18 protein-coding genes are annotated in these 22,039 nt (G+C 72.9%); 2 read left to right on the top strand and 16 right to left on the bottom strand.

Annotated elements, in window-relative coordinates; translation table 11 throughout:
- Positions 1-42 precede the first annotated feature (42 nt).
- The 16 genes from nuoN to H9657_RS08120 form a co-directional block, all read right to left on the bottom strand.
- Positions 43-1,743 carry an NADH-quinone oxidoreductase subunit NuoN gene (nuoN, locus tag H9657_RS08195; RefSeq protein WP_191782245.1) on the bottom strand — a complete coding sequence of 567 codons (1,701 nt, stop codon included), beginning with the start codon at positions 1,741-1,743 and terminating at the stop codon, positions 43-45.
- Positions 1,740-3,302 carry an NADH-quinone oxidoreductase subunit M gene (locus H9657_RS08190; protein WP_191782242.1) on the bottom strand — a complete coding sequence of 521 codons (1,563 nt, stop codon included), beginning with the start codon at positions 3,300-3,302 and terminating at the stop codon, positions 1,740-1,742. The genes nuoN and H9657_RS08190 overlap by 4 nt, the downstream gene beginning before the upstream one ends.
- A 30-nt stretch (positions 3,303-3,332) precedes the next feature.
- Positions 3,333-5,318, bottom strand: a complete 1,986-nt coding sequence (gene nuoL, locus H9657_RS08185; RefSeq protein WP_404813145.1) for an NADH-quinone oxidoreductase subunit L — start codon at positions 5,316-5,318, stop codon at positions 3,333-3,335.
- Between the two features lie 10 nt (positions 5,319-5,328).
- Positions 5,329-5,628, bottom strand: coding sequence for an NADH-quinone oxidoreductase subunit NuoK (gene nuoK, locus H9657_RS08180; protein WP_191782240.1), 300 nt, complete (start codon positions 5,626-5,628; stop codon positions 5,329-5,331).
- Positions 5,625-6,593: an NADH-quinone oxidoreductase subunit J gene (locus H9657_RS08175; RefSeq protein ID WP_191782238.1), complete on the bottom strand. Its 969-nt coding sequence runs from the start codon at positions 6,591-6,593 to the stop codon at positions 5,625-5,627. The genes nuoK and H9657_RS08175 overlap by 4 nt, the downstream gene beginning before the upstream one ends.
- A complete protein-coding gene (gene nuoI, locus H9657_RS08170) occupies positions 6,590-7,408 on the bottom strand; it encodes an NADH-quinone oxidoreductase subunit NuoI (RefSeq protein ID WP_404813144.1) in 819 nt (272 codons plus the stop codon). Before nuoI ends, H9657_RS08175 begins: the two co-directional genes overlap by 4 nt.
- Positions 7,401-8,777 (bottom strand): NADH-quinone oxidoreductase subunit NuoH, encoded by a 1,377-nt coding sequence (nuoH, locus tag H9657_RS08165; RefSeq protein WP_225214953.1) that lies wholly within the window; start codon positions 8,775-8,777, stop codon positions 7,401-7,403. The genes nuoI and nuoH overlap by 8 nt, the downstream gene beginning before the upstream one ends.
- Positions 8,774-11,428, bottom strand: a complete 2,655-nt coding sequence (locus H9657_RS08160) for an NADH-quinone oxidoreductase subunit G (RefSeq protein ID WP_191782236.1) — start codon at positions 11,426-11,428, stop codon at positions 8,774-8,776. The genes nuoH and H9657_RS08160 overlap by 4 nt, the downstream gene beginning before the upstream one ends.
- Positions 11,425-12,759: an NADH-quinone oxidoreductase subunit NuoF gene (nuoF, locus tag H9657_RS08155; protein ID WP_191782234.1), complete on the bottom strand. Its 1,335-nt coding sequence runs from the start codon at positions 12,757-12,759 to the stop codon at positions 11,425-11,427. Before nuoF ends, H9657_RS08160 begins: the two co-directional genes overlap by 4 nt.
- Positions 12,759-13,640 carry an NADH-quinone oxidoreductase subunit NuoE gene (gene nuoE / locus H9657_RS08150; protein WP_191782232.1) on the bottom strand — a complete coding sequence of 294 codons (882 nt, stop codon included), beginning with the start codon at positions 13,638-13,640 and terminating at the stop codon, positions 12,759-12,761. Before nuoE ends, nuoF begins: the two co-directional genes overlap by 1 nt.
- The gene (locus H9657_RS08145; RefSeq protein WP_191782229.1) at positions 13,640-14,992 is read right to left on the bottom strand and encodes an NADH-quinone oxidoreductase subunit D; all 1,353 of its coding nucleotides are present in this window, start codon (positions 14,990-14,992) and stop codon (positions 13,640-13,642) included. The genes nuoE and H9657_RS08145 overlap by 1 nt, the downstream gene beginning before the upstream one ends.
- Positions 14,992-15,645, bottom strand: a complete 654-nt coding sequence (locus tag H9657_RS08140) for an NADH-quinone oxidoreductase subunit C (protein WP_404813149.1) — start codon at positions 15,643-15,645, stop codon at positions 14,992-14,994. Before H9657_RS08140 ends, H9657_RS08145 begins: the two co-directional genes overlap by 1 nt.
- 296 nt (positions 15,646-15,941) lie before the next feature.
- On the bottom strand, positions 15,942-16,493 hold the full coding sequence (locus tag H9657_RS08135; protein WP_191782225.1) for a NuoB/complex I 20 kDa subunit family protein: 552 nt from the start codon (positions 16,491-16,493) through the stop codon (positions 15,942-15,944).
- Positions 16,494-16,568: 75 nt separating this feature from the next.
- A complete protein-coding gene (locus H9657_RS08130) occupies positions 16,569-16,931 on the bottom strand; it encodes an NADH-quinone oxidoreductase subunit A (RefSeq protein WP_191782222.1) in 363 nt (120 codons plus the stop codon).
- Positions 16,932-17,000: 69 nt separating this feature from the next.
- Positions 17,001-18,302, bottom strand: a complete 1,302-nt coding sequence (locus H9657_RS08125; RefSeq protein ID WP_191782220.1) for a geranylgeranyl reductase family protein — start codon at positions 18,300-18,302, stop codon at positions 17,001-17,003.
- Positions 18,303-18,560: 258 nt separating this feature from the next.
- Positions 18,561-19,253: a demethylmenaquinone methyltransferase gene (locus tag H9657_RS08120; protein WP_191782216.1), complete on the bottom strand. Its 693-nt coding sequence runs from the start codon at positions 19,251-19,253 to the stop codon at positions 18,561-18,563.
- Between the two features lie 113 nt (positions 19,254-19,366).
- Between H9657_RS08120 and H9657_RS08115 the strand changes: the two genes are divergently transcribed.
- On the top strand, positions 19,367-20,416 hold the full coding sequence (locus H9657_RS08115; protein ID WP_191782214.1) for a TRM11 family SAM-dependent methyltransferase: 1,050 nt from the start codon (positions 19,367-19,369) through the stop codon (positions 20,414-20,416).
- A gap of 75 nt (positions 20,417-20,491) precedes the next feature.
- Complete coding sequence (locus H9657_RS08110) at positions 20,492-21,817, top strand: isochorismate synthase (protein ID WP_191782211.1); 1,326 nt, start codon at positions 20,492-20,494, stop codon at positions 21,815-21,817.
- Positions 21,818-22,039: the final 222 nt, after the last annotated feature.

Raw genomic sequence — 22,039 nt, 5'->3', positions numbered from 1 at the left:
CGGTCGCTCCCGGTCCGCCCCTTCGGCGCCGTCCCCGTCGGCTCACGGCAGCAGGACCCCCACCGACGCGATGGCGTCGAGCACGGGCGACGGCGCGACGCCCAGCACGACCGTGATCGCGGCGCACACGGCGACGGCGACCACCGTCAGGCCCTCGCCGCCCACGACGACCGTGCGCGTGGTCCGCTCGGCCTCGGCCGTCGCGACCGCCACCGGGACGCGGACCGGGTCGGCGCCGTCGGCCGCTCCCGCCGTGGTGCCGGAGGCGAGCGAGGAGACCTCGGCGTGGCCCGCGTCGGTCGCGTCGTGGCTCTCCGTGAAGAACATCAGCACGATGATGCGGACGTAGAAGAACGCCGCCGCGGCCGAGGCGAGCACACCGACCAGCGCGAGCTGCCACGCCCCGCCCTCCACCGCCGCGGAGAACACCGCGAACTTGCCGACGAAGCCCGCCGTGAGCGGGATGCCGGCGAAGGACAGCAGGAAGAGCGTGAAGGTGACCGCCACCACCGGGTGCGAGCGGCCGAGCCCGGCCCACTGCGGCAGGCGCGTGGCCTCGCCGAGCACCGCGGGAGCCTCGTCACCGCCCGTGCCCTGCTCGCGGACCAGCGACACGAGCCCGAAGGCACCCACCGTGGCCGCGCCGTAGGCGAGCAGGTAGAACAGCACCGCCGTGATGCCGGAGTCGTCCAGCGCGACGACGCCCGTCAGGACGAACCCGGCGTGCGCGATCGACGAGTACGCGAGCAGGCGCTTGACGTCGGTCTGCACGAGGGCCGCGACCGTCCCGACCACCATCGTGAGGATCGCCACGACCCACAGGACGACCTCGAGGTCCCAGGCCATCCCCGGCAGCATGCCGTAGACGACGCGCAGCAGGGCGCCGAAGGCCGCGACCTTGGTGCAGGCGGCCATGAAGGCCGTCACGGGCGTCGGGGCACCCTGGTAGACGTCGGGCGTCCACATGTGGAACGGCACCGCGCCGACCTTGAAGAACAGGCCCGCGAGCAGCAGCAGCGCACCGACGACGAGCAGGCCCTCGAGCCCGTTCGGCGTCGCGGTGGCCGCCGCGATGTCGGCGTACCGCAGCGAGCCGGCGTACCCGTAGAGCAGGCCGATGCCGAACAGCATGACCGCCGAGATGAACGCGCCCAGCAGGAAGTACTTCATCGACGCCTCCTGCGAGAGCAGGCGCCGGCGCCGGCCCATGCCGGACAGCAGGTACAGCGGGAGCGAGAGCACCTCGAGCGCGACGAAGAGCGTCAGCAGGTCGGTCGTCGCGGGGAAGATCATCATGCCGCCGGTGGCGAACAGCAGGAGCGGGAAGACCTCGGTCTGCCGCAGGCCCTTGCTCCGCGCGAGCTCCTCGTAGTCCGAGCCCGGCACCGCGGCGGCGGACGGCGCGAACGCGTCCTCCCCGCCGGCGACACGGTCGGCGAAGATCAGCGTCGACAGCAGCGCGAGCAGCGCGATCGTGGCCTGCAGCACGAGCGTCGGGCCGTCGACGACGAGCGAGCCGCCCAGCACGTCGGTGCCGCCCGTCCGCTCGACGCCCGACCACAGCGCGGCGACCGCCAGCAGCGCGCCGGCGAGCGACGCGAGGGTCAGGACGAGCTGCACGGTGCGGCGACGCGCGGCGGGCACGAACGCCTCGACCAGCACGCCGACGACGGCCGCCAGCAGCACGACCAGCACGGGGACCATCGGCCCCCACGCGATCTCGGGGGCGGTGAAGCCGCTCACTGGTCACTCCCTTCGGTACCGGCGGGGATGGCGACCCACGGCGCCGCCGTGGGCTCGACGTCGTCGACACCGAGCTGCGCGATGCTCTCCTGCGCAGGCGGCCGGACCAGGTCGAGCGCCGGCCCGGGCACGAACCCGAGGACCAGCATGAGCGCGATGAGCGGACCGACGACCCAGCGCTCGCGCGCGCCGGCGTCGGTCATGGTCGCGAGCTCGGGCCGGACGGGCCCGGTGAACACGCGCTGGTAGAGCCACAGGACGTAGATCGCGGCGAGCACGACGCCGAGCGTCGCGACGACCGCCGCCGCCGGGTGGCGCGCGAAGGTGCCGACGATGACGAGGAACTCGCTGACGAACGTCGAGAGCCCCGGCAGGGACAGGGCCGACAGTCCGACGACGAGGAACAGGCCCGCGAGCACCGGCACGACCTTCTGCAGGCCGCCGAAGTCGACGATCTGCTGCGAGCCGCGCCGCGCGGCGAGGAACCCGACGAGCAGGAACAGCGCACCCGTCGAGAGCCCGTGGTTGACCATGTAGAACGACGAGCCGGCGATCGAGGTCGACGTGAAGGCGAAGATGCCCAGCACGATGAACCCGAAGTGCGACACGGACGTGTACGCGACCAGCCGCATCATGTCCTTCTGGCCGATGGCCAGCAGCGCCCCGTACAGGATCGACACGACCGCGAGCACGATGACCACGGGAGCGGCCCAGCGGGACGCCGCGGGGAACAGCGGCAGGCACAGCGTGAGCATCCCGAACGTGCCGACCTTGTCGAGGACGCCGACCAGCAGCGTCGACGTCCCGGCGGGTGCCTGCTGCGCCGCATCGGGCAGCCAGGTGTGCACGGGGAACATCGGCGCCTTGATGGCGAAGGCCAGGAAGAACGACAGGAACAGCCACTTCTCGACCGTCGGGTCGAGGTCGAGGCCGACGAGGTTCTCCACGAGGAAGCCCTCGGGGCCGCCCGGGCCCTGCAGGTACAGCGCGATGACGCCCACGAGCATGACGAGCCCGCCGGCCAGCGAGTACAGCAGGAACTTCACGGCGGCGTAGCGCCGCTGGGCGCCGCCGAACGCGCCGATCATGAAGTAGACGGGGATGAGCATCGCCTCGAAGACGACGTAGAACAGGAAGACGTCACGCGCCGCGAACACCAGGACGATGAACGCCTCGAGCAGCAGGACGAGCGCCAGGTAGTGCCGCAGGCGGTCGGTGGGGCCGTCCGTGGAGCCCTGCTCGCGCCACGCCGCCAGCACGACCAGCGGCACCAGGACCACCGACATTCCGATCAGCGCGAGCCCGACGCCGTCGACGCCGAGCGCCCACGAGACCCCGAGCGCCGGGATCCAGGGCGCCGTCTCGACGAGCTGGTGCGTCGCCGCCTCGGCCGTGTCGAAGGCCGCGAAGGCCGCGACCGCGAGCAGGACCTCGGCGAGCGCGAACCCGAGCGCGACCGTCCGTGCACGCGCACGGGCGCCGGCGGGCAGCAGCCACAGGGCCGCGGCGCCGAGCAGCGGCAGCACCACCAGCGCGGTGAGCCAGGGGAAGTTCGACATCAGTTCTCAGATCTCCTGTCGGCTCTTCGGTCAGCCGCGCACGGCGAGGACGACGACCGCCAGCGCGACGACGCCGACGACCATGACGGCGGCGTACGAGCGGGCGAACCCGTTCTGGACCCGGCGGACGACGTCACCGACGCCGACCGTCGCCCGGGCGACCCCGGTCACCGCACCGTCGACCACGGCCTTGTCGCCGTACACCAGCGACCGCGTGAGGTACTGGCCGGGTGCGACGAGCAGCGCGTCGTTGACGGCGTCCTGGTAGAGGTCGACGCGCGCGGCACGGGTGACCACGGTGCCCAGGGGCGGCGTCACCGGCACGGTCGAGACCGCGTAGTGGCGCCACGCGAGGACGAGCCCGAGCGCCACGGCGACGAGCGTGAGCCCGATGAGGACCGGGACCGCGAGCACGGGCTCGCCGTGCTCGGCGTGCCCGACGGACGGCTCGAGCCACTCGACGAAGCCGACGCTCGAGAGCACCCAGCCCAGACCGACGGACCCGACCGCGAGCACGATCATCGGCCAGGTCATCAGCGCCGGGGACTCGTGCGGGTGCTGCTCGCTGCCGTCCTTCTTCCTGCTCCAGCGCTTCTGCCCCTCGAACGTCATGAAGAACAGGCGGGACATGTAGAAGGCCGTGATGCCCGCGCCGACGAGCGCGACGCCGCCGAAGACCCACGCGCGCCACGGCTGACCGTCGACGGGCACGAACGCCGCCTCGATGATCTTGTCCTTGCTGAAGAACCCGGCGAACGGCGGGATCCCGAGGATCGCGAGCCAGCCGGCCATGAACGTGAAGTACGTGATCTTCATGTACCGGCCGAGGCCGCCGAAGCGCCGCATGTCGACCTGGTCGTCCATGCCGTGCATGACGGACCCGGCACCGAGGAACATGCCGGCCTTGAAGAAGCCGTGCGTCACCAGGTGGAAGATCGCGAACGCGTAGCCGATGGGCCCCAGGCCCGCGGCCAGCACCATGTACCCGATCTGCGACATCGTGGAGGCGGCCAGCGCCTTCTTGATGTCGTCCTTGGCACAGCCGACGATCGCCCCGAAGAGCAGGGTGATCGCACCGACGATCGCGACGACGAGCTGGGCCGTCGGCGCGGCCGTGAACACGGCGCCGGACCGGATGATCAGGTAGACGCCCGCGGTGACCATGGTCGCGGCGTGGATGAGCGCCGACACGGGCGTCGGGCCGGCCATCGCGTCACCGAGCCACGACTGCAGCGGGAACTGCGCCGACTTGCCGCACGCGGCGAGCAGGAGCATGAGGCCGATCGCGGTGAGCGTGCCCTGCGAGACGTCGCCGGAGACGGCACCCGCCTCGACGGTCGCGAAGTCGAGGCTCCCGAACGTCGCGAACAGCAGCCCCATCGCGACCAGGAGGCCGACGTCGCCGATGCGGTTGGCCACGAACGCCTTCTTCGCGGCGACCGCGTACGGCGTGTGGTGGTTCCAGAACCCGATGAGCAGGTACGACGCGAGGCCGACGCCCTCCCAGCCGACGAAGAGCAGCACGTACGAGTCCGCGAGGACCAGCAGGAGCATCGCCGCGACGAACAGGTTGAGGTAGGCGAAGAACCGGCGCCGCGCCGCGTCGTGCTCCATGTACGCCACGGAGTACACGTGGATCAGGGTGCCGACGAAGGTCACGAGCAGGACGAACGTCAGCGACAGCGGGTCCACCCGCAGGCCGGCGTCGATGCTCAGGGCGCCGGCGTCCAGCCACGTGGCCAGGTGCACGTCGTGCACGCGCTGGCCCGCGGGCTGGCCGAGCACGGCCAGGAGCAGCACGACGCCGACGACGAAGGCGCCGGCCGAGGCGAGGACGCCGAGCCAGTGGCCCCACCGGTCGGCACGGCGGCCGAGCAGCAGGAGCACCGCAGCGGACAGCAGCGGCAGCGCGACGAGCCAGACGGCCGCCTGCCCGCCGCTCCACTCGGGGGCCGCGACGACCGGGTCGACCGCCGGCAGCACGGCAGGCGCGGTCAGGGAGATCAGGGTGTGCACGTGCTGCCCCTCAGCTCTTCAGCAGGTTGACGTCGTCGACCGACGCCGAGCGCCTGGTCCGGAAGATGGAGACGATGATCGCCAGCCCGACGACCACCTCGGCCGCCGCGACGACCATGACGAAGAACGCGAGCACCTGGCCGGACAGGTTGCCGTGCAGGCGCGCGAACGTCACGAGCAGCAGGTTGGTCGAGTTGAGCATCAGCTCGACGCCCATGAACACGATGATCGCGTTGCGCCGCAGCAGCACCGTGGTCGCGCCGATCGCGAACAGGATCGCGGCCAGCACCAGGTAGTGGGTGAGGCTCACCGGCCGTCCTCCTCGTCGTGGGTCGGGGCGTCGGTCGGCCGGTCCGCGGGGCCGTCCGGCCCGGCGGAGGGGTCGTGCACGACGACCCCACCGGTGACGGCGCCCTGCGGGCCCCCGACGTACTCGTCGTCGGACGTGAACGTGCCCGCGCCGACCGCCCAGCCGCCCGCGAGGACACGGTCGATGCGCGCCGCGTACTCGCGCGCGTCCGCCTCCTGCCCGCGCACGCGCAGCACGCGCGGCACCGAGCTCTCGAGCGGCGTGCCGTCGGGCAGCAGCGCCGGGACGTCCATGGCGTTGTGCCGGGCGTAGACGCCGGGGGCAGGCAGCGAGACCGGGTGCACGCCGTCGCGCAGGCGGCGCTCGGCGCGCTCGCGCTGGCCCACCTTCGGCACGAGGCGACCGCGGTGCGTGAGCACCAGGGCACCGAGCGCCGCGACGACCAGCAGGGCGCCGACGGCCTCCATGGCCAGCACGTGGTCGGCGAAGAGCACGTGCGCGACGGCCTCGGGGTTCGACGGCGCGTTCGCCTCGGCGAGCCCGACCGGCGGGTCGTACGTGGCCCGTCCGACGACGCCTGCGAGCACGACACCCAGCCCGAGGCCCGCGAGCACGCCGATCCAGCGCTGGCCGCGGATGGTCTCCACGAGCGAGTCCGAGCGGTCGACGCCGACGAGCATGAGGACGAACAGGAAGAGCATCATCACGGCGCCGGTGTAGACGACGACCTGCACGACGCCGAGGAACTCGGCCCCCTGGGCGACGTACATGAACGCGAGCGAGATCATGATGAAGATGACCGCCAGCGCCGCGTGCACGGCCTTGCGGGCCAGGAGCAGGCCCAGCGCCGCGAGCACCATGAGCGGCGCGAGGACCCAGAACAGCACGGCCTCGGCCGTGCTCGTCTGGCCGGAGTCCGTCAGCGCGCCGGCGGCGGCCGGCAGCGCGGTGAGCAGCGGGTTCACCTGGCACCCCCCTGGCGGTGCGCGGCGGCCGTGATCGCGCGCTGCGCGAGACGCGTCTCGCCCAGGTCGGGGACCGTGGCACCCTTCGCGGCGTTCTCGGGCAGCGTCGGGTCGTCGGGCCGGTGCTCCGCGACCCACGCGACCTGGTCGTCCGTGACCCCGGTGACCTCACCGCGGTAGTAGTCCGTGTCGGACGTCCCCTCGACCATCGGGTGCGGCGCGGCGAGCTGTCCCGAGCGCAGCGGCGCGAGCAGGTCCTGCTTCTCCCAGATCATCCCGGGACGCGTCGGGCCGGCCAGCTCGTACTCGTTGGTCATCGTCAGGGCGCGCGTGGGGCACGCCTCGATGCACAGGCCGCAGAAGATGCAGCGCAGGTAGTTGATCTGGTAGACGCGGCCGTAGCGCTCCCCCGGCGAGAACTGCGCGTCGGGGGTGTTGTCGCCGCCCTCGACGTAGATCGCGTCCGCGGGGCACGCCCACGCGCACAGCTCGCAGCCGATGCACTTCTCGAGGCCGTCGGCGTAGCGGTTGAGCTGGTGCCGGCCGTGGTAGCGCGGCTTGGTCGGCACCTGCTCGCGCGGGTACTGCTCCGTGACGGTGGGCTTGAACATGTTCGCGAACGTCACGCCGAAGCCGGCGACGGGCGCGAGCAGCTCGCTCAGGCCCGAGCGCTTCTCGATGAGCGACTCGTACTCGGACGACGGGCGGTCGACGGCCCCGCCGGTACGCGGCGTGGGCTGCACCTGGCCACCGGGCGCACCCGCACCGGACGCGGACGCGTCGGGCGCGGGCCTCTTCTTGCGCTGCTCAGCCACCGCGCACCTCCAGCGGGGTCTCGGGTTCGGACGGGTCGGCGGCGTCGGTCGCCGCGAGGCGGCGCTGCGCGCGGGGGGACGGGGGCAGGACCTGCCCCGGCAGCGGCGGCACCGGGTAGCCGTCGGCGAAGGGGTCGAAGTCCTGCGGCTCCGTCGGCTCGGGGGTCGGCTCGGGCTTCTTCTCCGGCACCAGGAAGGACAGGACCAGCCCGACGACGACGACACCCGCGAGCCCGAAGAGCAGCGTGCGCAGGTCGACGTCCCACAGCTGGCGCGCGGCCTGCACGAGCGTCACGCACACGACCCAGACGAGGGCCGCCGGGATGAGGATCTTCCAGCCGATCTTCATGAACTGGTCGTACCGGAAGCGCAGCACCGAGCCGCGGATCCACACGAACACGAACATGAACAGCCAGACCTTGGCGACGAACCACAGGACGGGCCACCAGCCGGTGTTGAACATGCCGTCGTTGATGGCCGAGATCGGCCACGGGGCGCGCCAGCCGCCGAAGAACAGCGTGGTGGCGACCGCCGACACGTTGAGCATGTTGATGTACTCGGCGAGGAAGAACCACGCGAACTTCATCGACGAGTACTCGGTGGTGTACCCACCGACGAGCTCGCCCTCGGCCTCGGGGAGGTCGAACGGCAGGCGGTTGGTCTCGCCGACCATCGAGATGAGGTAGATGACGAACGCGGGCAGCAGGGGCAGGAACCACCAGATCTGCGTCTGGGAGTCCACGATCTGCGACGTCGACATCGACCCGGCCATGATGAACACGCTGACCAGCGACAGGCCCATCGCGAGCTCGTAGGAGATGACCTGCGCGGTCGAGCGGACGCCACCGAGCAGCGGGTACGTCGAGTTGGAGGACCAGCCGCCCAGGACGATGCCGTACACGCCGACCGCCGCGCACGCCAGGATGTAGAGCACGGCCACGGAGAAGTCCGTGAGCTGCAGCGGCGTGACGACCCCGAAGATGCTCACCTCGGGCCCGAACGGGATGACCGCGTACACCAGCAGCGAGCACAGCACCGCGATCATCGGCGCGAGGATGTAGACGAGCTTGTCCGCCGCCCGGACGGTGACGTCCTCCTTGACCAGGAGCTTCATGGCGTCCGCGAGCGACTGCAGCAGGCCGAGCGGCCCGTGCACGTTGGGCCCTGGACGCAGCTGCATGCGCGCGACGACCCGCCGCTCGAACCAGATGGCGATCAGGACGCTGGTCAGCAGGAAGACGATGATCCCGACGGCCTTGAGCAGCCACACCCAGAACACGTCCTGGCTGAAGTCCGCCGAGACCGGGCCGGCCGTCCCGCCGCCGACCGCGGTCGGCAGCGCACCCAGCGCCGTGGCCCACCCGCTCATGCCCGCTCCTCCTCGTCCACGCGGACGCCGGCGACGGCCTCCGCGGTGTCCCCGGTCAGTCCGGAGCCGGCGTGCGCCGTGACGCCCGGGGCGTCGCTGCGGCCCGCGGGTGCGAGCCGGACGACCGTGCCACCGACCGCACCGAGCACGTCGCGCACCGCGGCACCGCGCGGGTTGGTCGCCAGCCACACGACGTGGTCGGCCATGTCGGTGACCTGCACCGCTGCCGTAACCGTGCCGCGGTCCGTGCTGACGGCCACGTCGTCGCCGTCGGCGAGACCCGCCGCCTGCGCGGTCACCGGCGAGACGCGCGCGACCGGCTGCTTCGCGGTGCCCGCCAGGTACGGCTCGCCGTCCTGCAGACGACCGGCGTCGAGCAGCTGGTGCCACGTCGCGAGCACCGCGTGACCCGGTGGCACCGCGGGCGGCTCCGCCGGGCTCGTCGCGGGCTGCTCGACGCGGACGCCGTCCCAGCCGCCGAGCTGGTCCAGCTCGGCGTGCACGTCCGCCAGCGTGAGCAGACCGAGGTCGGCGCCCAGGGCGTCGGCCAGCCGGTCGAGCACGCGGAAGTCGGACAGGTGGGTCGTCGTGAGCACCTGCGCGAACGGGCGCGGACGCCCCTCCCAGGTGACGAACGTGCCGGCCTTCTCGACCGGCGGGGCCACGGGCAGCACGACGTCCGCGCGGTCGGTGACCTCGCTGCGCCGCACCTCGAGCGAGACGAGGAACGGCACGGCGTCGAGCGCGGCCCGCGCGAGCACGGGGTCCGCGTGGTCGGCCGGGTCCACGCCGCCGACGACGAGCGCACCGAGCTGCCCGGCCGCGGCTGCGGCGAGGATCTCGTCGGCGCTGCGTCCCGGCGTCGCGGGCAGGTCGTCGACGCCCCAGACGGCGGCCACGTCGACGCGCGCCGACGGGTCGGCGACCGGGCGTCCGCCCGGCAGGAGCGTCGGCAGCGTGCCGGCCTCGATCGCACCGCGCTCACCGGCACGCCGCGGGATCCACGCGACGCGTGCCCCCGTGCGCTCGGCGAGGCGCAGCACGGCGGTCAGCGCACCGGGCACCGTCGCCGCACGCTCACCGACGAGGATCACGGCGCCCTCGGCACCCAGCGCCTCGGCGGTGACGCCGAGCACGTCGTCCGCGCCCGTCGTGATCGCGTCGAGCACCTCGGGCTCGGTGCCCGGGGCGGCGGCCAGGAGCGTGCCGTCGAGCCGCTCGATGCCGCGGCTGGCCAGTGCGGCGACCGCGAAGACCCGCGTGCGGCCGGCGACGACCGACGAGCGCAGCCGCAGGAAGGCGATGCCGCCCTCCTCCTCGGGCTCGTACCCGACGCACAGCACGGCAGGTGCGGCCGCCAGGTCACCGAACGTCACGCGCAGCGTGCGGCCGGCGACGTGGTGACCGAGGAAGGCCTCCTCCTCCGCCGAGTGCGGACGCGCGCGGTGGTCGACGTCGTTGGTGCCGAGCACGGTGCGTGCGAGCTTGGAGTACGCGTAGGCGTCCTCGAGCGTGAGGCGCCCCCCGGGCAGCACGCCCACGGTCGCGCCCCGCAGCCCGGCGGCGGCCGTGTCGAGCGCCTCGGTCCACGAGCACGGCTCGAGCTCGCCGCGCGTGCCGTCGGCCAGCTGCCGGCGCACGAGCGGCGTCGTGACGCGGTCCGGCGCCGACTGCCAGTGGAACCCGAACCGGTCCTTGTCGGTGATCCACTCCTGGTTGACCGCCGGGTCGTCGCCCGCGAGGCGCCGCAGCACCACGCCGCGCCGGTGGTCGACGCGGATCGCGGAGCCGTTGGCGTCGTGCTCCGCGATCGACGCCGCCGACACGAGGTCGAACGGCCGCGAGCGGAACCGGTAGGCGGCGGACGTGAGCGCGCCGACCGGGCAGATCTGCACGGTGTTGCCCGAGAAGTACGAGGCGAACGGCCGGCCGCTCGTGTCGAGCGTGGACGCGCCCACGGGCGTGTCGCCCGCGAACCCCAGCACCCGGGTGTCGAACGTGCCGATCTGCTGCGCGGCACCGCGCTTCTGCAGGTCGATCCACACGTCGCCCGCGATCTCCTCGGAGAACCGCGTGCACCGCTGGCACAGGATGCACCGCTCACGGTCGAGCAGGATCTGCGTCGAGACGGCGATCGGCTTGGGGAACGTCCGCTTGACGTCGACGAACCGCGTCGCGGCGCGCCCGTTGCTCATCGCCTGGTTCTGCAGGGGGCACTCGCCGCCCTTGTCGCAGACCGGGCAGTCGAGCGGGTGGTTGATGAGCAGCAGCTCCATGACGCCGTGCTGGGCCTTGTCGGCCTCGGGCGACGTGTGCTGCGTCTTGACCTGCATGCCCGGGGTGGCCTCGAGCGTGCACGACGCCTGCGGCTTGGGCATCTTGGCGACGTTGCCGTCGCGGCCGGGTGCCCACACCTCGACGAGGCACTGGCGGCACGCGCCGGCGGGCGCGAGCAGCGGGTGGTCGCAGAACCGCGGGATCTGGATCCCGAGCTGCTCGGCGGCGCGGATGACGAGCGTGCCCTTCGGCACGGTCGTCTCGATGCCGTCGACCGTGAACGTCACCGTCGCGGTCGGCTCGGGAGCCACGACGGGCGGCGCGGCCGGCACCAGGGGCGTGGTGTCGGTGGCCCTCGGGGTCGTGGTGGTCATGCGTGCACCCCCGCCAGCTGCGTGCTGTGACGCGGCGTGTAGTCGAAGAGCGCGCTGCGCTCGGGCGGGAACAGGACGTCGGCGGGCGTGTGCGTGCCCGCCTCGAACTCCTCCCGGAAGTACTGGATGGCGCTCGTCACGGGGCTCGTCGCACCGTCGCCGAGCGCGCAGAACGCGCGTCCGAGGATGTTGTCGCACAGGTCGAGCAGCAGGTCGATGTCCTGCGGCGTGCCCTGCCCGGCCTCGAGGCGCGCCATGATCTGGGCGAGCCAGAACGTGCCCTCGCGGCAGGGCGTGCACTTGCCGCAGGACTCGTGCTTGTAGAACTGGATCCAGCGCGACACGGCCTTCACGACGGACGTCGTCTCGTCGAAGATCTGCAGCGCGCGCGTCCCGAGCATGGAGCCCGCCTTGCCGACGGACTCGTAGTCGAGCGGCACGTCGAGGTGCTCCGCCGTGAAGATCGGCGTCGACGACCCGCCGGGCGTCCAGAACTTCAGCTCGTGCCCCTCGCGCACGCCGCCCGCCATGTCGAGCAGCTCGCGCAGCGTGATGCCCAGCGGAGCCTCGTACTGCCCGGGCCGCGTGACGTGGCCCGACAGCGAGAACAGGCCGTGGCCCGCGGAGCGCTCGGTGCCCATCGACGTGAACCAGTCGGCACCGCCGACGAGGATGCCGGGCACGGACGCGACGGACTCGACGTTGTTGACCACGGTCGGCCGCGCGTACAGACCGGCGACCGCGGGGAACGGCGGCTTCAGGCGCGGCTGGCCGCGCAGGCCCTCGAGAGAGTCGAGCAGCGCCGTCTCCTCGCCGCAGATGTACGCACCGGCGCCGGCGTGCACCGTGATCTCGAGGTCGAAGCCCGACCCGAGGATGTCGGTGCCCACGTACCCGGCCTCGCGCGCCTCGCGGACGGCCTCGAGCAGCCGGCGGTAGACGTGCACGACCTCGCCGCGCACGTAGATGAACGCGTGGTGGCAGCCGATCGCGTAGGACGTGATGATCACGCCCTCGATGAGGTCCTGCGGGCTCGCCAGCATCAGCGGGATGTCCTTGCAGGTGCCCGGCTCCGACTCGTCGGCGTTGACGACGAGGTAGCGGGGGCCGCCGTCGGGCGCGGGCAGGAAGCCCCACTTCATGCCCGTCGGGAAGCCCGCTCCCCCGCGGCCGCGCAGCCCGGAGTCCTTCACGGCGGTCACGACGTCGGCCGGTGCCATGCCCAGCGCGCGGCGCAGGCCGCGGTAGCCGCCGTCGGCCTCGTAGCGGTCGAGCTTCCACGACCGGTCCGCGTCCCAGTGCGCGGACAGCACGGGGGTCAGGGTCGTCATCACGACTCCTTCGCGTCGTCGGACTTCTGCTTGCGCTGCTCGCCGGCGGGCGAGACGTCGGCCGGCGTCGTCGGCGCCCGGTCGGCGCTGGACTGCTCCTCGCCGGCCTCCGGCTCGCCGTGGCTCGCGCCGCTCGTGGCCGCGCGCTCGTCGGCGTCGAACGACGGTGCCGTCCAGCCGCGCTCACGGGCCAGCACGGTGCCGCGCACCGTCGCCGGCCCGGCGCCCACGCCCTCGTCGGCACGGCCGTCGGGGAAGCCCGCCAGGACGCGGCTCATCTCCTTGAACGTGCAGACCGACGACGCGCCGCGCGTCGGTGCGACGGGTGCGCCCTCGACGAGCTTGTCGACGACCTCCACGGCCGAGGCGGGCGTCTGGTTGTCGAAGAACTCCCAGTTGACCATCACGACGGGCGCGTAGTCGCAGGCGGCGTTGCACTCGATGCGCTCGAGCGTCACGGCGCCGTCGTCGGTCGTCTCGTCGTGCCCGATCCCGAGGTGCGCGCTGAGCTCCTCCCAGATCGCGTCACCACCCATGACCGCGCACAGCGTGTTGGTGCACACGCCGACCGTGTAGGTGCCGTTGGGGTGCCGCTTGTACTGCGTGTAGAAGGTCGCGACCGCGGAGACCTCGGCGGTCGAGATGCCCAGCGTCGCGGCGCAGAACGCGATGCCGCGCGGGCTGACGTAGCCGTCCTCCGCCTGCACCAGGTGCAGCATCGGCAGCAGCGCCGAGCGGGCCTGCGGGTAGCGCGCGATGATCTCCTGCGCGTCGGCCGTCAGCCGGGCGCGCGTCGCGTCGTCGAAGCCCGTGGCGTGCCGCTCCCCCGGGGTCCGACCGTGGTCGTGGGGCGCCGGGGCGCCCGCGTGCTCGACGGACATCAGCGGTCCACCCCTCCCAGCACCGGGTCGATCGACGCGACGGCGACGACGACGTCGGCGATCTGGCCGCCCTCGCACATCATCGAGACGGCCTGCAGGTTGTTGAACGACGGGTCGCGGAAGTGCGCCCGGTACGGCTTGGTGCCCCCGTCGGAGACCAGGTGGACGCCCAGCTCGCCGCGCGGGTGCTCGACGGTCTGGAAGACCTGGCCCGCCGGCACGCGGAAGCCCTCGGTCACCAGCTTGAAGTGGTGGATCAGGGCCTCCATGGAGGTGCCCATGATCTCCTTGATGTGGTCCAGGGAGTTGCCCATGCCGTCGGTGCCGATGGCGAGCTGTGCGGGCCACGCGATCTTCTTGTCGGCGACCATGACCGGACCCGGCTTCGCGAGCCGCTCGAGGCACTGCTCGACGATCCGCATCGACTGGTAGCACTCCTCGATGCGGACGAGCAGACGCGCCCACGAGTCGGCCGCGTCCTGCGTCGGGACGTCGAAGTCGTACGTCTCGTACCCGCAGTACGGGTCGGTCTTGCGCACGTCGTAGGGCAGGCCGGTCGCGCGCAGCAGCGGGCCGGTCACGCCGAGCGACATGCAGGCCGCGAGGCTGAGCGCCCCGACGTCCTTCATGCGCGCCTGCAGGATCGGGTTGGCCAGCATGAGGTCCTCGAGCTGGCGGAAGTAGCCGCGGACCGTGGTCATGGCCTCGCGCACCGAGTCGATGGCGCCCGGGGGCACGTCCTGCGCGACGCCGCCGGGGCGGATGTACGCGTGGTTCATGCGCAGGCCGGAGATCAGCTCGAAGACCTTGAGGATCTCCTCGCGGGCCGTGAAGCCCAGGATCATGATCGTCGTCGCGCCGAGCTCGTTGCCGCCCGTCGCGAGGAAGACCAGGTGCGAGGAGATGCGGTTGAGCTCCATCATCAGCACGCGGATGACCGAGGCGCGCTCGGGCACGTCGTCGGTGATGCCGAGCAGCTTCTCGACCGCGAGGCAGTAGGCCGCCTCCTGGAACAGCGGGGCGACGTAGTCCATGCGGGTGCAGAACGTCACGCCCTGGGTCCAGGTGCGGAACTCCATGTTCTTCTCGATGCCCGTGTGCAGGTAGCCGATACCGGCGCGGGCCTCGGTGACGGTCTCGCCGTCGATCTCGAGCATGAGCCGCAGCACGCCGTGGGTCGACGGGTGCTGCGGGCCCATGTTGACGACGATGCGCTCCTCGCCGAGGCGAGCGGCCTCCTCGGCGATGTCGGACCAGTCGCCGCCCGAGGCCTCGAACGAGGGCACGCCCTGCGTCTCGTCCAGCGGCACGTGGCGGGTCGCGTGGGGGGTCTGCGAAGTGGGGGCGGTCATCAGCTGTACGACCTCCGCTGGTCCGGGGGCGGGATGGTCGCGCCCTTGTACTCGACCGGGATCCCGCCGAGGGGGTAGTCCTTGCGCTGCGGGTGGCCCGGCCAGTCGTCGGGCATCTCGATGCGCGCCAGACCGGGGTGGCCGTCGAACACGATCCCGAAGAAGTCCCAGGTCTCGCGCTCGTGCCAGTCGTTGGCGGGGTAGACCGCCACGGTGGAGGGGATGTGCGGGTCGCCCTCGGGTGCCGCGACCTCGAGCCGCAGGCGTCGACCGTGGGTCACCGACACCACGTGGTAGACCGCGTGCAGCTCGCGTCCGGCGTCGTGCGGGAAGTGGACCCCGGAGACCCCGAGCGAGAGCTCGAAGCGCAGGTCGGGGTCGTCGCGCAGCGCCTGCACGACCTCGACGAGGTGCTCGCGTGCGACCTCGAGCGTGAGCTCGCCGCGGTCGACGACGACGGCCTCGACCGCGTGCGCGAAGCCGGTGCCGGACTCGTCGAGGACCTCGGTGAGGACGTCGACGACCTCGTCGAACCAGCCGCCGTAGGGACGCTCGCTGGGGCCGGGCATCGCGACGGTCCGCACGAGACCGCCGAAGCCCGAGGTGTCCCCCGTGCCGGCCACGCCGAACATGCCGGTGCGGACGTCGACGATGTCGAGCGGCGTGCGCGGGCCCGTCGGGTCGGGGCCCGCCGGGAGGTTCTGGGACCCCGCCTCGAGGGCCGCCGCGCTCGTGCGCTGCGTCCCCGCCGGCGCGGGCTCGCCCGGCTTGACCGCGGCCGACGCGTCCGCCTTCTCGGCGGTGGGCTTGGTGCCCTCCGTCGGCCGGTCGGCGGCGGGGGACGTCGCGTCCTCGCGGGGCGTCGACTCCGCGACGGGCTTGGTGCCCTTCGTGGGGTCCGTGCCCTCGCCCGGCGTCGTGCCCTCGGCGGGCTTCGTGCCCTCGTCGCTCATCGCAGCAGTCCCGTCATGTGCGACGTGGGCGTGGCGGCCATGGCGGCCTCCTGCGCCTTGCGCGCGGCCTCCTGGCGGTTGACGCCCAGCGGCTCGTCCTGGATCTGCTGGTGCAGCGCGAGGATCGCGTGCAGCAGCATCTCGGGGCGCGGCGGGCAGCCGGGCAGGTAGATGTCCACGGGGACGATGTGGTCGACCCCCTGCACGATCGCGTAGTTGTTGAACATGCCGCCCGACGAGGCGCACACACCCATCGACAGCACCCACTTGGGGCCGGCCATCTGGTCGTACACCTGGCGGACGACGGGCGCCATCTTCTGGCTCACGCGGCCGGCCACGATCATGAGGTCGGACTGGCGCGGCGACGCGCGGAAGACCTCCATGCCGAAGCGGGAGATGTCGAACCGGCTCGTGCCGGCCGCCATCATCTCGATCGCGCAGCACGCGAGCCCGAACGTGACGGGCCACAGCGATGCCTTGCGGAAGTAGCCGACGAGGTCCTCGACCGTCGTCAGCAGGAAGCCCGAGGGCGCTTCCTCGATGCCCATGTCAGCTCCTCCTCGAAGTCGGTCGGCCGCGCGTCGCGGCGGCGGTGGGGCCCGGTCGTGCGGGTCCGTGCACGGTCAGTCCCACTCCAGGCCGCCGCGCTTCCACTCGTAGACGAACGGGACCGTGATGATCAGCAGGAACGCCATCATCGCCACGAGGCCGAACGTCGCGAGCTCGGCGAAGCCCACGGCCCACGGGTAGAGGAAGACGACCTCGATGTCGAAGATGATGAAGGTCATCGCGACCAGGTAGTACTTGATCGGGAAGCGCCCGCCGCCGATGGCGTGGGGCGTGGGTTCGATGCCGCACTCGTAGGCCTCGAGCTTCGCGCGGTTGTACCGCTTGGGTCCGAGGATCGCGCTCGCGCCGACCCCACCGAGGGCGAGGACGGCCGCGATCCCGATCATCACCAGGAGCGGGACGTACGGGTTGCTCATCGAGCGGTCCTCCTCGTCGAAGACGTCCGGCCGGGCCGGCCCTGCGTCGCGTGGGTCATGCTCGCTGCCTCAGGCATCCGGCGCCAGCCGGGCGAGCGCGGAGATGACGCGGTCGACCACGTCGCCGCCGCGAGGTTCGTAGGAGTCGGAGAGCAGCTTGAGCACGAACTTCATGAGCAGCGGGCGGGGCAGCCCGTAGCGCGTGCACAGGTGCATGACCTGGGGGTGCTCGATGAGGCGCACGAACACCCGACCGAGCGTGTAGTACCCGCCGAGGTCGTCCTTCATGCGCTGCTGGTACGTCGCGAGCGCCCGCTCCCGGCCGGCGGCCGAACCGCGCGCCAGACCCTGCGCGATCGCGTCCGCAGCGACCCTACCGGCCTGCAGGCCGTAGGCGATGCCCTCGCCGTTGAACGGGCTGATCATGCCCGCGGAGTCGCCCGCGAGCAGGAGGCCGTCGGCGTACAGCGGCCCGCGGTTGAAGCCCATCGGGAGCGCCGCGCCGCGCACGGGGGCGACCTGGTTGTCGGGCGTGAACTCCCACTCGCGCGGCGCGTTGGCCATCCAGCGCGAGAAGAGGTCCTTGTAGTCGACCTTGGTCGCGGCGGCCGTGGAGCTCACCGAGCCCAGCCCGACGTTCGCGGTGCCGTCCCCGAGCGAGAAGATCCAGCCGTACCCGGGCATGAGGTTCGAGGCGCCGGGAGCCCCGTCCCACAGCTCGAGGTGGGACTCCATCCACGGGTCGTCGTGGCGGGGGGTGCGGAAGTACGTGCGGACCGCGACGCCCATGGGGCGGTCGTCGCGCTTCACGCGCCCGACGGCGGTCGCGAGCCGCGCGGACACGCCGTCGGCGGCGATGACGACGGGCGCGCGGTACTCGACCTCGGCGCCGGCGTCCACGGTGCGCCGGCCGTCGGCCGCGACGGGCCGCGCCTTGACCCCGACGACGCGACCGGTGCGCTCGTCGCGCACGGGCGCCGTGACCGACGTGCCCTCGAGCAGCTTGGCGCCCGCGGCACGGGCGTGCTCGGCGAGCGTCTGGTCGAAGGACGCGCGCGCACGGGCCAGCCCGTAGGACGGGTAGCTCGACAGCTCGGGCCACGGCAGCTCAATCCGGTGGCCGCCGCCGATGACGCGCAGGCCCACGTTGCGGATCCAGCCGTCCTGCTCGCGGATCGGCACGCCCATGCGCACCAGCTCGGCGACCGCGCGCGGGGTCAGGCCGTCGCCGCAGATCTTGTCGCGCGGGAAGGTCGCCTTCTCCAGCAGGAGGACGTCCAGCCCCGCGGCCGCGCAGTGGTAGGCGGCCGAGGACCCGGCCGGACCGGCGCCGACGACGATGACGTCCGCGTCATCGACCGCTCCGACCACCGTGCCACCCCACTTGTGACGTTGTTCACGTGCAACCCCGGCGAGTGTAACGAGCGCCTCGGAGCCTGTCTGCGAAGGCTTGGCTTACCTCAGCGGCAGCCCGGGCCGAACGTCCTGGCGACGCACCGCCACCAGCACCGCCGACCACCTCGCGACGCCGCCGTCCGCGCACCGCGGGACGTCGTCGTGCTCATCCTGCCCCCGCGCCGACCGCCGCCCCGACGCAGGTGGTGCACCGCACGATCACGCCCGAGGACGTCAGGGGCGGGTGGCGCGGTGCAGCGCGACGATCCCGCCCGAGAGGTTGCGGAAGGCCACCTTGTCCCAGCCGGCGTCCCGCACCAGGAGACCGAGCTCCCGCTGGTCGGGCCAGCTGCGGATCGACTCCGCGAGGTACACGTACGCGTCCGGCTCCTTGGACACCGCGCGCGCGACGGGCGGCAGGGCACGCATGAGGTAGTTCGTGTACACCGTGCGGAACGGCGCGAACGTCGGCCGGGAGAACTCGCACACGACCATGCGCCCGCCGGGGCGGGTGACGCGCAGCAGCTCGCGCAGCGCCGCGTCCACGTCGGACACGTTGCGCAGGCCGAACGACATCGTCACGGCGTCGAAGGACTCGTCGGCGAAGGGCAGGTGCAGCGCGTCACCCGCCACGAACGGCAGGTCGGGACGGCGGCGACGGCCGACGCGCAGCATGCCCGTCGACAGGTCGCACGGCACGACGTGCACGCCGGCGTCGGCGAGCGGCTCGCTCGACGTCCCCGTGCCGGCGGCGAGGTCGAGCACCGTCTCGCCGCGCTCGGCGCCGAGCGCCGCCAGCGTGGCCCTGCGCCACGCGCGGTCCTGCCCGAGCGAGATGACGTCGTTCGTGAGGTCGTACCGGTGCGCGACCGCGTCGAACATGGCGGCGACGTCGCGGGGGTCCTTGTCGAGGGCGGCGCGAGGCATGCGCCCATGGTCGCAGGTCCGCACGGCAGGGCGCGCACCGTGCTCGGGTAGCGTGCGCCGTGGGCCCGGCGTCGGCCGGGCCGCAGAGCCGACCCCCGGGGGCGTCACCACCCATGCCGCAGTACGCGATCCTCGTCCAGCCCTCGGCGAACCGGGTCTACTCGCAGCAGGCCGCGCGTCTCGTGCGCAACGAGCTGCTCGCGCTCGACGAGCTCCTCCTCGACGGGCGGGTCGGTGCACGCGGCGGGCCCGTCGAGCGCACGATCGGCGGCGTGGCGTACCTGGTGGTCGACGCGCCCGACCTCGCGCCGGACGACCTGCGCGTGCTCGCCAACCTGTCCTCGCTGTTCGCGCTGTTCGAGCTGCGCGACGACGGCGCGCTGCTGCCCGTCGACCTGCAGCGGCTCGACCGCTACGACGACGACCTGCTGACGATCCTCAAGTACGTCGGCAAGACGAACGAGCAGCTCACGCGTCTCCTGCTCAACCTCACGGCCGCGGCCGCCCTGCCCCTCGACGGCTTCCTGGGCTCGCGCGTGCGCGTCCTGGACCCGATGTGCGGGCGCGGCACGACGCTCAACCAGGCGCTCATGTACGGGTGGGACGCGTACGGCGTCGACGTCGACCGGCGCGACGTCGAGGCGTACACGGCGTTCGCGGCGCGGTGGCTGCAGGACAAGCGGCTCAAGCACCGGTCGAGCTCGAGCCGCGTCCGGGTCGCGGGCGCCAAGCTGGGCCGACGCACCAGCTTCGAGCTCGCGGCGACCAAGGACGAGTACCGCGCGGGTGACGTGCAGACGCTCGAGATCACCCAGGGCGACACGCTCGACACCGACCGGATGTACCGCGCCGGGTTCTTCGACGTCGTCGTCGCGGACGCGCCGTACGGCATCCAGCACGGCTCCGTCACGGGCCCGCGCACGCCGTCGCGCTCGCCGCGCGACCTGCTGACCGACGCCGTCCCGGTGTGGACGCGCGTGCTGCGCCGCGGCGGCGCGATGGGCCTGTCGTGGAACACCAAGGTCCTGCCGCGCGAGGACCTGGTCGCGATGCTCGAGGACGCCGGCCTCGAGCCGCTCGAGGACGCGCCCTTCCTGGGGCTCTCGCACCGCGTCGACCAGGCGATCGAGCGCGACGTCGTCGTGGCCCGCAAGCCCCGCTGACACCCGCCCGCTGAGACGAGCGTCGCACCACCCTCGACGCGATCGGCGGCCGCCGAGGGCCTACCCTTGACGGCGATGAGCACGTCGCCGAGCACCCCCGTCACCGGCGGCGTCCCCCGCCCCCTGCTGGTCCGCACCGTCGCGTGCGACCTGCCCTCGGACGACGTGCCGGACGCCGACGACCTGCTCGACCTGCTCGGTCCCGACGCCCCGCTCGCGTGGGTGCGCCGCGGCGACGGGCTCGTGGCGTGGGGCGAGGCCGCGCGCGTCGAGGTGCACGGCGCGGACAGGTTCGCCGACGCCGAGCGGGCGTGGCGCCGGCTGCTCGAGCACGCGATCGTCCGCGACGAGGTGCGCCTGCCGGGCACCGGGCCGATCGCCTTCGGGTCCTTCGCGTTCGACGACGACTCCCCCGCGGGCGGCGTCGTCGTCGTGCCGCGCGTCGTCGTGGGGCGCCGCGACGGACGCGCGTGGCTGACGACCCTGAGCACGGCGGGCGAGCTCGGTCCCATGCCGCGGCTGCACGACCTCGTGCCGCGCCGCGTCCCGCCGGCCGCACCCGGCGAGGTCACCTACACCGACGGCGCCGTCGACGCCGACGCCTGGCTCGACGTGGTCGCGCGCGGCGTCGCCGCGATCCGCGCGGGTGAGGTCGACAAGGTCGTGCTCGCGCGCGACGAGCTCGCCCGCACCGAGCACCCGCTCGACGTGCGCTGGGCGCTGCACCGGCTCGCCGACCGGTACCGGTCGTGCTGGACGTTCAGCGTCGACGGCATGATCGGCGCGACGCCCGAGCTGCTCGTGCGCTCGGAGCGGGGGCTCGTCACGTCCCGCGTGCTGGCGGGCACGATCCGGCGCACGGGCGACGACGACGCCGACATGGGTCGCGCCGCGATCCTCGCGCACTCGTCCAAGGACCTCGAGGAGCACGAGTACGCGGTGACGTCGGTCGCGCGGGCGCTCGCGCCGTTCTGCTCGTCGTCGAACGTGCCCGACGTGCCGTTCGTCCTGCCGCTGCCCAACGTCCTGCACCTCGCGTCCGACGTCACGGGCGTCCTGACGGCCCCGCAGGGCGACGACGCGCACCCCTCGTCCCTGGCGCTGGCCGCGGCGCTGCACCCGACCGCTGCGGTGTGCGGCACGCCGACGCAGGCCGCACGCGCGCTCATCACGCGCATCGAGGGCATGGACCGCGGCCGGTACGCCGGCCCGGTCGGCTGGTTCGGCGCTGACGGCGACGGCGAGTGGGGCATCGCGCTGCGCTCCGCCGAGGTCGACCGTGACGACCCCCGCCGGCTGCGCCTGTTCGCCGGCTGCGGCGTCGTCGCCGCGTCCGACCCGGCCGCCGAGCTCGCGGAGTCCCGCGCGAAGCTCGACCCCATGCGGCACGCGCTGTCCTGACGGCGCGCCGGTCCTGACGGCACGCCTGCCCCGGCGCACGCACCTGGCCTGACGCACCTGCCGGGCCTGACGCACGCCCCGCAGGGTGCACGAAGGCCCGCCGCGGGAGGGGGGTGCCCACGGCGGGCCCGTGCCTGCACCGCGCGCGACGGCGCGGTGCTCGGGCACGGCCCCCGTGCGGGGGCCGTGCCCGGGTCTCTTCTCGTCAGCCCTGGCCCTGCT

The organism is Cellulomonas avistercoris (genome assembly GCF_014836445.1).
GTDB classification, from domain to species: Bacteria; Actinomycetota; Actinomycetes; order Actinomycetales; family Cellulomonadaceae; genus Cellulomonas; species Cellulomonas avistercoris.
This window is presented reverse-complemented; position numbering and strand designations above follow the sequence as displayed.

Coding starts and splice junctions, on each gene's coding strand:
- H9657_RS08190 (WP_191782242.1), bottom strand. CDS start 3,302: ATGTCGAACTTCCCCTGGCTCACCGCGCTGGTGGTGCTGCCGCTGCTC.
- nuoH (WP_225214953.1), bottom strand. CDS start 8,777: ATGAGCGGGTGGGCCACGGCGCTGGGTGCGCTGCCGACCGCGGTCGGC.
- H9657_RS08160 (WP_191782236.1), bottom strand. CDS start 11,428: ATGACCACCACGACCCCGAGGGCCACCGACACCACGCCCCTGGTGCCG.
- nuoF (WP_191782234.1), bottom strand. CDS start 12,759: ATGACGACCCTGACCCCCGTGCTGTCCGCGCACTGGGACGCGGACCGG.
- nuoE (WP_191782232.1), bottom strand. CDS start 13,640: ATGTCCGTCGAGCACGCGGGCGCCCCGGCGCCCCACGACCACGGTCGG.
- H9657_RS08145 (WP_191782229.1), bottom strand. CDS start 14,992: ATGACCGCCCCCACTTCGCAGACCCCCCACGCGACCCGCCACGTGCCG.
- H9657_RS08135 (WP_191782225.1), bottom strand. CDS start 16,493: ATGGGCATCGAGGAAGCGCCCTCGGGCTTCCTGCTGACGACGGTCGAG.
- H9657_RS08130 (WP_191782222.1), bottom strand. CDS start 16,931: ATGAGCAACCCGTACGTCCCGCTCCTGGTGATGATCGGGATCGCGGCC.
- H9657_RS08120 (WP_191782216.1), bottom strand. CDS start 19,253: ATGCCTCGCGCCGCCCTCGACAAGGACCCCCGCGACGTCGCCGCCATG.
- H9657_RS08115 (WP_191782214.1), top strand. CDS start 19,367: ATGCCGCAGTACGCGATCCTCGTCCAGCCCTCGGCGAACCGGGTCTAC.
- H9657_RS08110 (WP_191782211.1), top strand. CDS start 20,492: ATGAGCACGTCGCCGAGCACCCCCGTCACCGGCGGCGTCCCCCGCCCC.